At 71.7% G+C, this 13,819-nt stretch carries 12 protein-coding genes and 1 riboswitch; of the genes, 3 read left to right on the forward strand and 9 right to left on the reverse strand.

Going from position 1 to position 13,819, the window contains the following annotated elements; genetic code table 11:
• Positions 1-21: 21 nt before the first annotated feature.
• Positions 22-1,002: a DNA polymerase III subunit delta gene (gene holA / locus BA062_RS31735; protein ID WP_110342809.1), complete on the reverse strand. Its 981-nt coding sequence runs from the start codon at positions 1,000-1,002 to the stop codon at positions 22-24.
• 114 nt (positions 1,003-1,116) lie between these two features.
• Positions 1,117-1,249: riboswitch (SAM riboswitch) on the forward strand.
• A 13-nt stretch (positions 1,250-1,262) separates the two neighbouring features.
• Between holA and thrC the strand changes: the two genes are divergently transcribed.
• Positions 1,263-2,519: a threonine synthase gene (thrC, locus tag BA062_RS31740; protein ID WP_110342810.1), complete on the forward strand. Its 1,257-nt coding sequence runs from the start codon at positions 1,263-1,265 to the stop codon at positions 2,517-2,519.
• A 28-nt stretch (positions 2,520-2,547) separates the two neighbouring features.
• Here thrC and BA062_RS31745 read toward each other — a convergent pair whose 3' ends face one another.
• The 8 genes from BA062_RS31745 to nadD form a co-directional block, all read right to left on the reverse strand.
• Positions 2,548-3,318, reverse strand: coding sequence for an SDR family NAD(P)-dependent oxidoreductase (locus BA062_RS31745; protein WP_110342811.1), 771 nt, complete (start codon positions 3,316-3,318; stop codon positions 2,548-2,550).
• Positions 3,319-3,369: 51 nt separating this feature from the next.
• Entirely contained in the window at positions 3,370-5,763 is a 2,394-nt protein-coding gene (locus tag BA062_RS31750; protein ID WP_110342812.1) for a ComEC/Rec2 family competence protein, read from the reverse strand.
• On the reverse strand, positions 5,760-6,605 hold the full coding sequence (locus tag BA062_RS31755) for a ComEA family DNA-binding protein (protein ID WP_245960100.1): 846 nt from the start codon (positions 6,603-6,605) through the stop codon (positions 5,760-5,762). Before BA062_RS31755 ends, BA062_RS31750 begins: the two co-directional genes overlap by 4 nt.
• Positions 6,606-6,701: 96 nt before the next feature.
• Positions 6,702-7,547, reverse strand: coding sequence for a DegV family protein (locus BA062_RS31760; protein WP_110342813.1), 846 nt, complete (start codon positions 7,545-7,547; stop codon positions 6,702-6,704).
• Between the two features lie 10 nt (positions 7,548-7,557).
• A complete protein-coding gene (gene octT, locus BA062_RS31765; RefSeq protein ID WP_110342814.1) occupies positions 7,558-8,316 on the reverse strand; it encodes a diglucosylglycerate octanoyltransferase in 759 nt (252 codons plus the stop codon).
• 2 nt (positions 8,317-8,318) lie between these two features.
• Positions 8,319-8,930, reverse strand: coding sequence for a histidine phosphatase family protein (locus BA062_RS31770; RefSeq protein ID WP_110342815.1), 612 nt, complete (start codon positions 8,928-8,930; stop codon positions 8,319-8,321).
• Positions 8,927-9,337: a ribosome silencing factor gene (gene rsfS / locus BA062_RS31775; RefSeq protein WP_110342816.1), complete on the reverse strand. Its 411-nt coding sequence runs from the start codon at positions 9,335-9,337 to the stop codon at positions 8,927-8,929. The genes BA062_RS31770 and rsfS overlap by 4 nt, the downstream gene beginning before the upstream one ends.
• Before the next feature lie 61 nt (positions 9,338-9,398).
• The gene (nadD, locus tag BA062_RS31780) at positions 9,399-9,986 is read right to left on the reverse strand and encodes a nicotinate-nucleotide adenylyltransferase (RefSeq protein WP_110342817.1); all 588 of its coding nucleotides are present in this window, start codon (positions 9,984-9,986) and stop codon (positions 9,399-9,401) included.
• 299 nt (positions 9,987-10,285) lie between these two features.
• Here nadD and BA062_RS31785 point away from each other — a divergent pair, with 299 nt between their 5' ends.
• On the forward strand, positions 10,286-12,391 hold the full coding sequence (locus BA062_RS31785) for a RecQ family ATP-dependent DNA helicase (protein ID WP_110342818.1): 2,106 nt from the start codon (positions 10,286-10,288) through the stop codon (positions 12,389-12,391).
• Between the two features lie 137 nt (positions 12,392-12,528).
• Positions 12,529-13,809, forward strand: a complete 1,281-nt coding sequence (locus BA062_RS31790; protein ID WP_110342819.1) for an MFS transporter — start codon at positions 12,529-12,531, stop codon at positions 13,807-13,809.
• Positions 13,810-13,819: the final 10 nt, after the last annotated feature.

A 13,819-nucleotide genomic window follows, 5' to 3' on the forward strand; every position in this document is an offset into this window, starting at 1 on the left:
GGTTGTCAGACACGACTTGGACTAGCGGCGTTCCTTCGCGGCGATCAGGTCGAGGATGGCGCGCTCGATGGCGTAGTCCGGATCGGCCGCGGCACCCTTCACCTCGGCGTTCACCCGGGCGACGATGCGCATGGCCTCGGCGAGCGAACCCTGGTTCCAGCCGCGCGACTGGCCCTGCGCCTTGCGGATCTTCCACGGCGGCATCCCCAGCTCGCCTGCCATCTGGTTCGGATTGCCCCGGCCCGCCGCGGACACCCTGGCGATCGTGCGGACCGCGTCGGCCAGCGCGTCGGCCACCAACACGTGCGGCACCCCGATCTGCTGCGCCCACCGCACCGATTCGAGCGCGGCGGCGCGGTCTCCGGCGACGGCCTTCTCGGCGACCATGAAGCCCGTGACGTCGGCCCGGCCGCGGTGGTACTGCCGCACGGCGTCCTCGTCGACGTTGCCGCCGGAGTCGGCCACGAGCTGCGCGGCGGCCGACGCGAGCTCCCGGAGATCGGAGCCGACCGCGTCGATGAGCGCCACGACGCCCGGCGCGTCGATCCGCCCGCCCGCCCTGCGGACCTCGTTGCGCACGAAGGCTTCCCGCTCGGCGGGCTTGGTGATCTTGTCGCATTCGGTGACGGTGGCGCCTGCCTTCTTGAGCGCACCCGGCAGCGCCTTGGCGGCCTTGCTCCGCCCACCACCGGTGTGGACCACGACGAGCACGATGCCGTCGGCGGGCATGCGCACGTACGCCAGGATCGCGTCGGAGACCTCCTGCGAGACGTCCTGCGCCCCCTCCAGGACGATCACACGACCCTCGCTGAACAGCGAAGGGCTGACCAGCTCGGCGAGCTGCGGCGGTGTGAGTTCGGACACCCGCACGCGCGTGAGCTCGGCCGTCGCGTCCGCCAGCCGCGCCGAGTCCAGCGCGGCGCGCACCGCGCGTTCGACGAGCAGTTCCTCGTCCCCGAGCACGAGCTGCAGTGGTGCGGGCGTGGTGGCTGGCGCGGTCACGCTGCCGATCCTGCCACGGTGACGTAACCCGCACAGCCGTGGCACGAACTGATCCCCATGACGTAGGCTTCCTCACGACGTCGGGCGGAATTCCGCCCACGGACAACCGAATACCGCTCATCCAGAGGGGCAGAGGGAACGGCCCGATGAAGCCCCGGCAACCGGCGTCAGCCTGTCATCTCGATTCCGCGAGGTAGCTGACGATCACGGTGCCAATTCCGACCCGCGCCAGCGGGGCAGATGAGGAAAGGAACCTCGCGATGACTGCAGCGCTCGAAACCACGAAGACCGTCGACCTGGGTCCGGCCGTGGAGCTCGTGTCCAAGGAAGAGGGCCACCGCCAGCCGCTGGCGCCGGAGTTCGTCTCCGCCGAGGACTTCTCGCCGCTCGAGGTCGCCTACGACTTCGGCCGCGTGCGCAGGGAGGACATCGAGGCCGGTCCTCGCAACATCTGGCGCTACAAGAAGCTGCTGCCGGTGCCCTCCAACGTCGAGGAGATCCCCAACACCGAGCCGGGCTGTACCAGGCTGGTGCGCGCCGACCGTCTCGCGAAGGCCCTCGGGGTCAAGCGCATCTGGGTCAAGGACGACACCGGCAACCCCACCCACTCGTTCAAGGACCGCGTGGTCGCCGTCGCGCTCGCCGCGGCCCGCGAGTTCGGCTTCGACACGCTGGCCTGCCCCTCGACGGGGAACCTCGCGAACGCCGTCGCCGCGGCCGCTGCCCGTGCGGGCTGGCAGTCCGTCGTGCTGATTCCCTCCTCCCTAGAGCGCGCCAAGATCCTCACCACGGCCGTCTACGACGGCGCCCTGATCGCCGTCGACGGCAACTACGACGACGTCAACCGCCTGGCCACGCAGCTCGCCGCCGAGCACGAGACGTGGGCCTTCGTGAACGTCAACGTGCGCCCGTACTACTCCGAGGGCTCCAAGACCCTCGCCTTCGAAGTCGCCGAGCAGCTGGGCTGGCGCCTTCCCGAGCAGATCGTCGTGCCGATCGCCTCCGGTTCGCAGCTGACCAAGGTGGACAAGGGCTTCCGCGAGCTGGGCCAGCTCGGCCTCGTCGACGAGACGCCGTACAAGGTGTTCGGGGCGCAGGCCACCGGCTGCTCACCGGTCTCGGCCGCGTTCCGCAACGGGCACGACGTGGTACAGCCGGTGAAGCCGGACACCATCGCCCGCTCGCTCGCGATCGGCAACCCCGCCGACGGCCCGTACGTGCTGGACACCGTCAACCGCACCGGCGGCGCTATCGAGGACGTCAGCGACGAGGAGGTCGTCGAGGGCATTCGCCTGCTGGCCCGCACCGAGGGCATCTTCACGGAGACCGCCGGCGGCGTCACGGTCGCGACCGCGAAGAAGCTCATCGAGACCGGCAAGCTGGACCCCGACGCCGAGACCGTGCTGCTCATCACCGGCGACGGCCTCAAGACGCTCGACGCCGTCGAGGGCAAGATCGGCCCGAAGGCCACCGTGCCCCCGTCAGCCGACGCCGTGAACGAGGTCCTCGGCCGATAGGTCGCCACGGGCCGGGACCGGCCGCGGTTCACAAGGCGTGCCCGCCGGCGACCTGCAGCACCTGGCCGGTGATCCAGCGGGCCTGGTCCGAGGCCAGGAACACGACCGCGTCGGCGATGTCGTCCGGCTCCCCAGGACGGCCGAGCGGCACGATCTCCCGGACCTTCGCGACCAGGTCCTCGTCCATCCAGCCCGTCTGCACGGGCCCCGGCGCCACGGCGTTGACCCTGATCCCGGCCGCGCCGAGGTCCAGCGCCGTGCCGCGTGTGAGCCCCTCCAGCGCGGCCTTGGACGAGCCGTAGCCGAGCTGGCCGGGAAACGCGCGCGCCGCGTCGGTCGAGATGTTCACGACGCACGGCGTCGGCCGGCCCCGCTGCTGGCGCCGAGCCAGCTCGCTGATCAGCAGCGCGGGCGCGATCGCGTTGACCCGGTAGTGCCGTTCGAGACCACCCGCAGTCAGCGCGTCCACCGTGTCGGGGCTTTCGCAGTGCGCGGCGTTGTTCACGAGCACGTCCACCGGCCCCAGCCGCGCCTCGACGTCGTCGATCAACCGCGTCGCCGCGTCCGGCTCCGCCAGGTCGGCCGCCACCGCGACCGCACCGTCCAGTTCCCCGGCCAGCCGGTGCGCCGCCTCGACGGGCGGGGTGACGTGCGTCCACCGCGCCTCGTCCTCCCCGGGATGGTGGTGCACGGCCACGCGGGCACCCTGCGCCGCGAACGCCCGGCTGATCGCCTCGCCGATGCCGCCGCTGCCACCAGTCACCAGCACGACCTTCTGGCTGAGCCCGGTATCGATCATGGCGCGAGCCTGCCGGGATCGTCCGGTTCCGGCAATCGGATTACGAAGCTGTCATCGCGACACTCCTCTCCTCACCACGGCCGGCCCGTCCCCGCCCGGCACCACGGCGGTGTCGCCGCCGGTGTCCGTCCGGGCCACGAGTGCCCCTCCTCTCGTCAGCACGCTCAGCGTCGTGCGGTTCGGGTGTCCGTACGTGTTCTCCGCGCCCACGCTCACGAGCGCGACCCTTGGTGCCACAGCGCCCATGAACTGCGGCAGCGTGAAGCGACTGCCGTGGTGCGGCACCTTCAGGATCTCGGCCCGCAGGTCGGCCCCGGCGCTGAGCAGATCGCCCTGCGCGGCCAGCTCGACGTCACCGGTGAGCAGTGCTCGCCCTGCGGCCGTGTCCGCGCGCAGGACCACGGAACTGTTGTTGATCCCCGTGCCGTCGTCCTCCTCTCCCTGTTCTCGTGGGACATAACGTGGTCCCACCACATCCAGCCGCAGCGCCGGCCAGTCGAGCCGGTCCCCGAGGCTCAGTTCGAGCAGGGGAACGCCCCGGGCCGACGTCTCGGCCGCGACCTCCCGCCATGCCCAGCCCGGCGTCCGGCCGGGACCGACCGCCACCGCGCCGACCGAACGCCCGTCGAGCACCGATGCGAGCCCGCCCACGTGGTCGGCGTGGAGATGGCTCAGCACCACCAACGGCACCCGGTCGACATCGAGCCGGTCGAGACAGCGGTCCAGCGGTCCCGGCTCGGGTCCCGCGTCGACCACCACCGCACGCCCGGGCTCACCGGTGGCCAGCACGAGCCCGTCGCCCTGCCCGACGTCGCACGCGACCACCGCCCAGTTCCTCGGCGGCCACCCCGGCGAGACGACCTGTACCGGCACCAGCACGACCAGCAGCGACGCGAGTGCCAGCGCGAGGGCGACGCGCGCCGACCGATGTCGCAGCGCCAGCACGACCAGTCCGGCGATCCCGGCCGCGAGCAGCCCTCCCCACCAGCCCGACGGCCACGCCACCACGGCTCCCGGCACCCCGGACGCCTCCCTGGCGACGAACACCAGCCAGCTGACCCCCGGCCCCGCGACCTGCACCAGTACCTCGGCACCGGCGGCCCACGGCCCCGCCAGCACGGCGGCGAGCACCCCGAGCACCGTCACCGGCGCGACCACCGGTGCCGCCAGCAGGTTCGCTACCACGGACACGAGGCTGACCTCACCGGCCATCCCGGCGATGATCGGCGCGGTGACCAGGAACGCGGCCACCGGCACGGCGAGCCCTTCGGCCAGCCCCGGAGGCACCCGGCGGCGGCTCAGCGCCTCGGCCCACTTCGGGGCCAGCAGCACCAGACCGGCGGTGGCCACGACGGACAGCGCGAAGCCCATGCTCGCCGCCATCGCCGGGTCGTACAGCACCAACGCGCAGACCGCTGCCGCCAGCGCCGGCATCGCGGAACCCTGGCGCCCCAGCACCAGTGCGAGCAGCCCGACCGCTCCCATGACGCCGGCTCTCAGCACGCTCGGCTCGTAGCCGACCAGCACCACGAACCCGACCAGCACCGCACCGGCGGCGAACGCCGACAGTCGCGGCCCCAGCCGCAACACCCGGGCCAGCAGCAACACGGCACCGCAGACGATCGCCACGTTCGCGCCGCTGACGGCGGTCAGGTGCGACATCCCCGCGTCGAGGAACTCCTGCTCCACCCGTGCGGGTAGAGCGCTCGTGTCACCCACGACGAGGCCGGGTAGCAGGCCCGCCGGTTCCTCGGCCAGCACCGAGCAGACGGCCCTCAGCGCGGCCCGGATCGACTCGGCTTTCCGCTGCCACCACGGAGCCGGGCCGGACTGCTCCGGCGGCCCGCGCACGTACGCAGCCGCGACGGTCAGCTCGCCGGTCCGGGCCGGGGCGAGCGCACCGGACGCCATGACCTGCTGCCCGGGCAGCAGCCGCGACCACTCCGCAAACGGGGCGATGAGCACCACCCGGCCCGTCGACCCGACAGGGCGGCCACGCACGGTCGCACTGACCACGTCGACCGGGACCACCACCGAGCGCGCCCCGCCCTGCCGTCCCGCGTACCCGGCGGACCGCACCGGCTTCGGCCGTTCCGCGACGGTCGCCCGCAGCGTGACCTCGCTGCCGTCCCGCGCCGGCTCCCGCAGCGGATCGTCCTCGGAGCCCGCCAGCCGCGCGGCCACAGGTCCCGCCGCGAGCAGCCCGCACACCACGAGCGCACCGGCAGCGGGTAACCGGCGGGCCGCTTCGGGACCGGCCCGCGCGTCGCGCCAGCCGACGGCGACCGCGATCAGCGCACCCAGCGCCCCGATGGCGAGACAGGCCCACCATCCCCACAGCAACCCGAGCAACGCGGCCGACCACACCGTCACCGCGGCGGGTACCAGACGGGGGTCGTGCTGGCGCTCCACAGTGACCGGCTCGCGGGACAGCAGCGAGCTCATCCGATCCGCACCTGCTCCCGCAGCTGCTCGAACCGCTTCTCGCCGATGCCGTCGACGTCGCGCAGTTGCTCGACCGCCGTGAACCGGCCGTGCTCCGCGCGCCACTCCAGGATGCGCTGTGCGGTGACCTCACCGATGCCGTCCAGGCTCTCCAGCTGTTCCTGGTCCGCTGTGTTGAGGTCGACCATCGGGCTCGCCGTACCACCCGGGGCCGTGCCGGGTGCTCCGGCGGCGGGCCCCGGAGCGGGTGTCTGCATGCCCGGCGGCACCGGGATACCGATGTACAGCTGCTCACCGTCGACCAGACGGCGCGCGAGGTTGACGCTCAGGAGGTCGGCACCGGGCTGCGGACCGCCCGCGGCCTTGACGGCGTCGGCGACCCGCGAGCCCGCCGGCACCGTGATGAGACCGGGCTCCTCGACCTTGCCGACCACGCTCACGACCAACGGCTCGGCCGCGGCCGAGCTTGTCGCCGGGGCCCCGCTCGCGCTTTCGGCGCGTGCGACCGGCAATGGCGGCGGCTGTTCGGCCTCGGGACGGCCGCCCAGCACGAAGACCGTCAGCCCGATCGCCAGCACAATCCCCGCGACAGCCGTGATCAGCGCGATCCGGCGCTGACGTCCCGCCGAGGCACCGGCGACACCGGGTGGAAGCCAGCGTTCGACGAACCTCCCGGCCTTACCCAGCTGCGCGGGTGCGGGGTCTGGGGGCCCGCTCTCCTCACCGGTGACCTGCGCGGCCAGCTGCGCCAGCCTTACGCGCGACGCTCCCGGCTGCGGTCGCAGCTCCGGTTCTGGTCGTGGTTCCGCGTCGCTGGAACCGAGCTTCGCTTGGTCGAACACACATTCGACGCTAGGGCCGGGTCGCGAGGCGTGGCAGACGGAATCGCGGGGGCTGTGGATTGACCGGGTGATGTGGACAACTCCCGGCCACGCGGGTCACTCCGGCCGCTGAACGACCACGCCGAGCACGCCGGGACCGGTATGCGCACCGATCACCGCACCCAGCTCGGAGACCACGCAGCCGCGCGACCGGGGCAGGCGCTCGTCGAGCCGCGTCGCCAGCTCGGCCGCCCGCTCCGGGGAGGCCAGGTGGTGGACGGCGAGCTTGATGTCCTTGTCTTCGGCCGCCTGAACCGCGAGGTCGACGAGCCTGCCCACCGCCCGGTTCATCGTGCGCACCTTCTCCAGCGGGGTGATCTCCCCGCCGTCCATGTGCAGCACCGGCTTCACCGCGAGCGCCGTGCCGAGCAGCGCGGCGGCGTGTCCGATCCGTCCGCCCCGCCGCAGGTACTCCAGCGTCTCCACGACGAACAACGTCTCCGAGCGCGCGGCCGCGCCGACGGCGGCAGCCTCGACCTCCTCGCCTGACGCACCTCCCGCCGCCGCGTCAGCCGCGTGCAGGGCGGCGAAACCGAGGCCCATCGCGGTGGTGCGTGAGTCCACGACGCGCACCCGGTCCGGACCCACCTCTTGCGCGGCGAGCACCGCGGACTCCCACGTGCCGGAAAGCCGCTTCGACAGGTGCACGGACACGACGGTGTCGGCTCCCTCGTCGAGCGCGGCCCGGAACGTCGCGGCGAACGCGGACGGGGTCGGCCGCGACGTCGTCACGATGCGGCGCTGGCCGAGTGCCTCGGCGAGCGCCACCGGCCCGACGTCGATGCCGTCGAGTGAGGCGACGCCGTCGATCAGCACGTGCAACGGGACCACGCGGATCCCGTGCCTCTCGGCGAAACCCTCCGGCAGGTGGGCGGTGGAGTCCGTGACAACGGCGACCGGCACGGTCGCCAGCCTACGTTCCCGCCCGGCCGCGGGCGGGGGTCGCCGCGCCCGCGTCGGCCAACAGGGGTGCGATCAGGCTCGCCATCGCCCTGCCGACCGCCTCGTGGCCCTCCCATCCCCAGTGCATGCCGTCGGCGTTGCCGTGGCCGCCGAGCACGTGTGCGCCCACGACGGCGGGCAGGTCGAGCAACGGCACACCCGCCTTCCTCCCCCATGCGGCGATCCCGGCCGCCGTCTCCTCGCGTGCCGTGTGGACGTAGCCGTAGGACGCCGCGCGATGGACCGACGGCAGCCAGCCGACGATCGGCAACGACGGGCGCAGTGTGCGCAGCGCTGAAGCCGAGGTGTCCAGGTACCGCGCGGTCAGCCGGGGCGGGAGCACGGCGGGACGCCCCCTGAACGCGACCGAGAGCCTCGGCTGCGCGGCGAGGTAGGCCTTGCGGACCACGCGGCGCAGCCCGTCGGGCCGCAGGTACCGCAGGCCGGTGCGCAGGTAGGTCGGCAGCGGCGAGGGCAAGGTGTCCATGCTGCCGACCGCCAGCACCACGACATCGGCCCGGTGCAGTTCGGCCCACACCCTCGGATCGCCGGTGAGCGACCACCAGAGGTCACGCGCGGTCCACCCGATTCCGGCGACGAGGTCGGCGCTGCCGCCCAGTTCGCGGGCCGCCACGTTCGGCCACAGGCGGGGCTCGTCGGACGGACAGCCGCCGTCGGGGCCGTGAAAGCTCAGCGAGTCGCCGAACACCAGCAGCCGGGGCGTGGCCATGGTCAACCGGTCATGCCCGCGTTGTAGGCGTGCAGGCGCCAGACTCCGTTACGCCTGCCCAGCTCCACCCAGTGACAGTTGGAGATCCCCCCGAGCGAGGGCCACAGCGCCACCGGCAGGCCGAGCAGGTGTGCGGTGAGCGCGAGGATCAGTCCACCGTGCGCGGCCAGCAGCACCGTCTCGTGCTCGTCGTCGTCACGCAGCAGGTCGGTGACGACCTCGCGCGCGCGTTCGGCGACGTCGATCCGGGACTCGCCGCCGGGAGGCGCCCAGGTGGCGTCGGTCCGCCAGCGGTCGCGCTCGCCGGGCGCCTGCGCGTCGACCTCGGCGCCGGTCATGCCCTGCCAGTCGCCGAGGTGGGTCTCCCGCAGGCGTTTGTCGATGCGCAGCGGCACGCCGATGGCGTCGGTCAGCACGGCGGCCGTGTCGGTGGCCCGCCGCAGGTCGGACGCGATGACCAGGTCAGGCTCGAAGCGCGCGAGTGCCAGTGCCGCGAAGCGAGCCTGGTTCCAGCCGACCTCGGTGAGTGCCGAGTCGATGTGGCCCTGCATCCGGCCCGCCGCGTTGTAGTCGGTCTCTCCGTGCCGCCACAGCACGAGCCTCCGCAGACTCACGAGGGGCCCGGTTCCTCGTCGTCGACAGGCCGGGGTGCGCTCTCGTCGTCGAGGCCCTCGACCTCGATGCGCGGGCAGTCCTTCCACAGCCGCTCGAGCCCGTAGAACGAACGCTCCTCGTCGTGCTGCACGTGGACCACCACGTCGACGTAGTCGAGCAGCACCCAGCGGCCCTCGCGGGTGCCCTCCCTGCGGACGGGCTTGTGGCCGTTCAGGCGCAGCTTCTCCTCGACGTTGTCGACAATGGCGCCGACCTGGCGTTCGTTGGGCGCCGACGCGATGACGAACGCGTCGGTGATCACGAGCCGCTCCGAGACGTCGAGCACGACCACGTCGGTCGCCTTCTTGTCCGCCGCCGCGTGCGCGGCCGCGGTCGCGAGGTCTCGTGCTTCGGCCGTCGCTGTCACGGTGCTCCTTCGGATCTAACGGGCGTCCGCAGAAGCGTACCCGGAGCGGGCGACAGAGCCGTCAGTCCCGGTACAGGCGCCGCTTGTCGATGTAGCGCACGACACCGTCCGGCACGAGGTACCAGACGGGCTCCCCCGCCCTGACCCGCTCGCGGCAGCCGGTCGAGGAGATCGCCATGGCCGTCACCTCGACGAGGCTGACCTTGCCTCTCGGCAGATGGTGGTCGTCAAGGTGGTAGCCGGGCCTGGTGACGCCGATGAAGTGCGCGTACTTGAACAGCTCGTCCGCGTCCCGCCAGGTCAGGATCTGTTCGAGCGCGTCGGCGCCGGTGATGAAGAACAGCTCGTCGTCCGGGTATTCCGCCTGCAGGTCCCGGAGCGTGTCCACCGTGTAGGTCTGGCCGCCGCGGTCGATGTCCACCCTGCTCACGGAGAACACCGGGTTGGAGGCCGTGGCGATCACCGTCATGAGATAGCGGTCCTCGGCCTTCGACACGACGCGGTCGGCCTTCTGCCAGGGCTGGCCCGTCGGCACGAAAATGACCTCGTCGAGGTGGAACCTGGACTGGACCTCGCTCGCGGCGACGAGGTGCCCGTGGTGTATCGGGTCGAACGTTCCACCCATGACACCGATGCGGCGTGGCGACATGAAGACCCACCCTATACGCCCAGGTGAGACGCGCCGCGGGGGTCGGCCCTCCCGCTCCCCGAACCAGGGCCGACCCTCGCGGCGCGCACCAGTGAGACCGGCGATCTGGGGGACTTCGCCGGCGTGCCAGCCACACCCCGCACGTGCCTGGCACGCCGGTGTGACCGGCTGCCCGGAAGACCGTGACGCGAGTTTTGAATGTGACTTGCATCACAAAACGGCGGTTTCTGATAGTGAGGGCTCCGTTCGCTCCGGCCGTGTGCAGACATCGTCAGAGCCATGCTGTAGAGCTGGTTTCCGTGGACATCGACACCCTTCGTCAGCGGGCCGAGACCCTGCTGCAGGCGCTCGCCGGCGGCGACGCGACCCTTCGCGAGGACCAGTGGACGGCGATCGAGGCGCTCGTCGCCCACCGGCGCCGGGCGCTCGTCGTGCAGCGCACCGGCTGGGGGAAGTCGGCCGTGTACTTCCTCGCCACCGCGCTCCTGCGCGAGCACGGCGCGGGGCCGACGGTCATCATCTCGCCGCTGCTCGCCCTGATGCGCAACCAGATCGCCGCGGCAGACCGCGCGGGCATCCACGCCGCCACGATGAACTCCGCGAACCAGCAGGAGTGGGACGACGTGCAGGCGAGGATCGCGGCCGGTGAGGTCGACGTGCTGCTGGTGAGCCCCGAACGCCTGAACAACCCCGATTTCCGGGACTCCGTGCTGCCCAAGCTCGCCGCGTCGGCCGGGCTGCTGGTGGTCGACGAGGCGCACTGCATCTCCGACTGGGGCCACGACTTCCGGCCCGACTACCGGCGCCTGCGCACGCTGATCGGCGACCTGCCCGAGGGCGTGCCCGTACTCGCCACCACGGCGACGGCCAACGACAGGGTGGTGACCGACGTCGCCGACCAGCTCGGCATCGGCCACCGCGAGGACACGCTGGTGCTGCGGGGTTCCCTCGACCGCGAGAGCCTGCACCTGGCGGTCGTGCGGTTGCCGACGGAGGCTGCCCGGCTGGCCTGGCTGGCCGACCGGCTGGCCGAGCTACCGGGGTCCGGCATCATCTACACGCTCACGGTGGCCGCCGCCAACGACGTCGCCAACCTGCTCGCGGAGCGCGGCTACCCGGTGGCCGCCTACACCGGCAAGACCGAGCCCGCCGACCGGCAGGCCGCCGAGGACGACCTGCTCGCCAACCGGGTCAAGGCACTCGTGGCGACCTCGGCACTGGGGATGGGTTTCGACAAGCCGGACCTCGGCTTCGTCGTCCACCTGGGAGCGCCCGCCTCACCCATCGCCTACTACCAGCAGGTGGGCCGCGCGGGCCGCGGGGTCCGGCGTGCCGAGGTGGTGCTGCTGCCCGGCAGCGAGGACGTCGAGATCTGGAACTATTTCGGCTCACTGGCCTTTCCGGACCGCAACCGGGTGACCCAGGTTCTCAACGCACTCGCGTACTCCGACCGTCCTTTGTCGACGGCGGCGATCGAGCCGCTGGCCGAGCTTTCCCGCTCGCGCCTGGAGATGGTGCTCAAGGTCCTCGACGTGGACGGCGCCGTGCGGCGGGTACGCGGCGGTTGGGAGGCCACCGGCCAGGAGTGGCACTACGACGCCGAACGCTACGAGCGCGTGCGTCAGTCCCGTGCCACCGAGCAGCGGGCCATGCTGGACTACGTCGCCACGCCCGGCTGCCGGATGGAGTTCCTGCGCAGGCAACTGGACGACCCGCACGCGGAGCCATGCGGGCGATGTGACAACTGCACCGGGCGGCACTGGCCGACCGACGTGTCCGAGCAGAGCACGGAGGCCACGCGGGAACAGCTGAGCAAGCCCGGGGTCGAGATCACCCCGCGCCGGCAGTGGCCGACCGGCATGGCGTCGCTCGACATCGCGCTGTCCGGGCGGATCGGCAAGGCCGAGCAGGCCGAGCCGGGCCGCGTCGTCGGCAGGCTCACCGACGTCGGATGGGGCGGGCGGCTGCGCGAACTGGTGGGCACCCAGGCCTCCGACGGCCCGCTGCCCGATCCGGTGTTCCAAGCGTGTGTGTCGGTGCTCGCCGCGTGGGACTGGGCGGGGCGGCCCGCCGCCGTCGTGGCGATCGACTCGCACACGCGACCACAGCTGGTTCGCGAGGTGGCGACCCGGCTCGCTCAGATCGGCAAGCTGCCGCTGCTCGGTGCGATCGAGTCCCAGGGCCCGCCGCCCCGGCGAGCCAACAGCGCGCAGCGGCTCGCCGACCTGTGGCGGCGGCTGGCCGTGCCTGCCGAACTACGTGGGGCCGTCGCGGACGCCGGTGGTCCGATCCTGCTCGTCGACGACCTCGTGGACACGGGCTGGACCATGACCGTAGCCGCGTACCTGCTGCGTCAGGCGGGTGCGCCCGCCGTGCTCCCGTTCGCACTCGCGGCCACGGCGTAGAACGGAATCGCCGATGCTCGTGCTGATCATGCGCCGCCATTCGCCGAAACTGGCTTCCGTTGCGGTTGGAGACCTTCCACCACACTCGTCCGTGTGGCAAAGTGCCAACTCACTCTTCAGTGAGGTGGAGGGTCGACATGACCGAGTCGAACGTCAATGCGCCCGTACAGCACCGGCTTCCGGTGCGCAAGCTCTTCGCCGCGAGCGTCGGCAACGCCCTCGAATGGTTCGACTGGACCATTTACGCGACTTTCAGCATCTATTTCGCCAGCGCGTTCTTTCCCGGCGAGCTGGCCCAGATCAACACGTTCGCCACCTATGCGCTGGCATTCTTCTTTCGGCCACTCGGCGGAATGCTGATCGGCCGTTTCGCCGACCTCCGCGGCCGCAAACCCGCCATGATCTTCACCATCGTGCTGATGGCGGGCGGCTCCATCGTCATCGGTGTCCTGCCGACCTACGCGCAGGTCGGCTGGCTGGCGCCGATTCTGCTGCTACTGGCACGCGTGGCGCAGGGCCTCTCGCTCGGCGGCGAGGTCTCCAACGCCTCGGCCTACCTCGGCGAGATCGCGCCCAAGGAGCGGCGCGGCCGCTACTCGTCGTTCTTCTACATCTCCACCGGCAGCGCGGTCCTGCTCGCCTCGGTCCTCGGCTTCACGCTCGCGCGCACGATGGACGAGGCCCAGCTGGAGGCGTGGGGTTGGCGCATCCCGTTCCTGCTCGGCGGTGTGCTCGGGCTCGTCGGCCTCTGGCTGCGGTCCAGCCTGGACGAGACCGAGCAGTTCAAGGACAACAAAGCCGCGGCCCGCCGCGTGTCCCGGCCGCTGCTCACCACGTTGCGCAATCACCCGAAGGCCGTGGGGCAGCTCGTCGGTTTCACGATGCTGTCGACGCTGTGCTACTACACGTTCTTCAGCGCGCTCACGCCGTTCGCGGTGAACACGCGCGAGGCGGACGACGTCGACGTGTTCCTTGCACTCTCGATCGCGACGGCGCTGTTCGTGGCGTTGCAGTACCCGATGGGCATGCTGTCGGACCGGTTCGGCCGCAAGCCGCAACTGCTGGTGTGGTCGGCGGCGACGGCCATCCTGATCGTCCCGCTCTCCACGCTGGTCGGTCCCGGTCTCGGTGGGCTGCTCGTCGTGTTCTGTGTCGGCCTCGGGCTCTACACCGCGATGACGTCGATCGCGCCGGCGATCATGAGCGAGCTGTTCCCGACTTCGTTGCGGGGTCTCGGGATCGGAGCGTGGTACAACCTCACGGTCGCCGTGTTCGGCGGCACGGCTCCGCTGGTGATCACGGCACTGTCCGACGCGGGCGCCTCGACGGTGTTCTTCTGGTACGTCGCCGCGGGAGCGGCCATCGCGTTCTTCGTGATCCTGCGGCTGCCGGAGACCAACCGCAGCGAGTTGCGTTAGGACGTACGGG

This window comes from Prauserella flavalba (assembly GCF_003202235.1).
GTDB classification, from domain to species: domain Bacteria; phylum Actinomycetota; class Actinomycetes; order Mycobacteriales; family Pseudonocardiaceae; genus Prauserella_A; species Prauserella_A flavalba.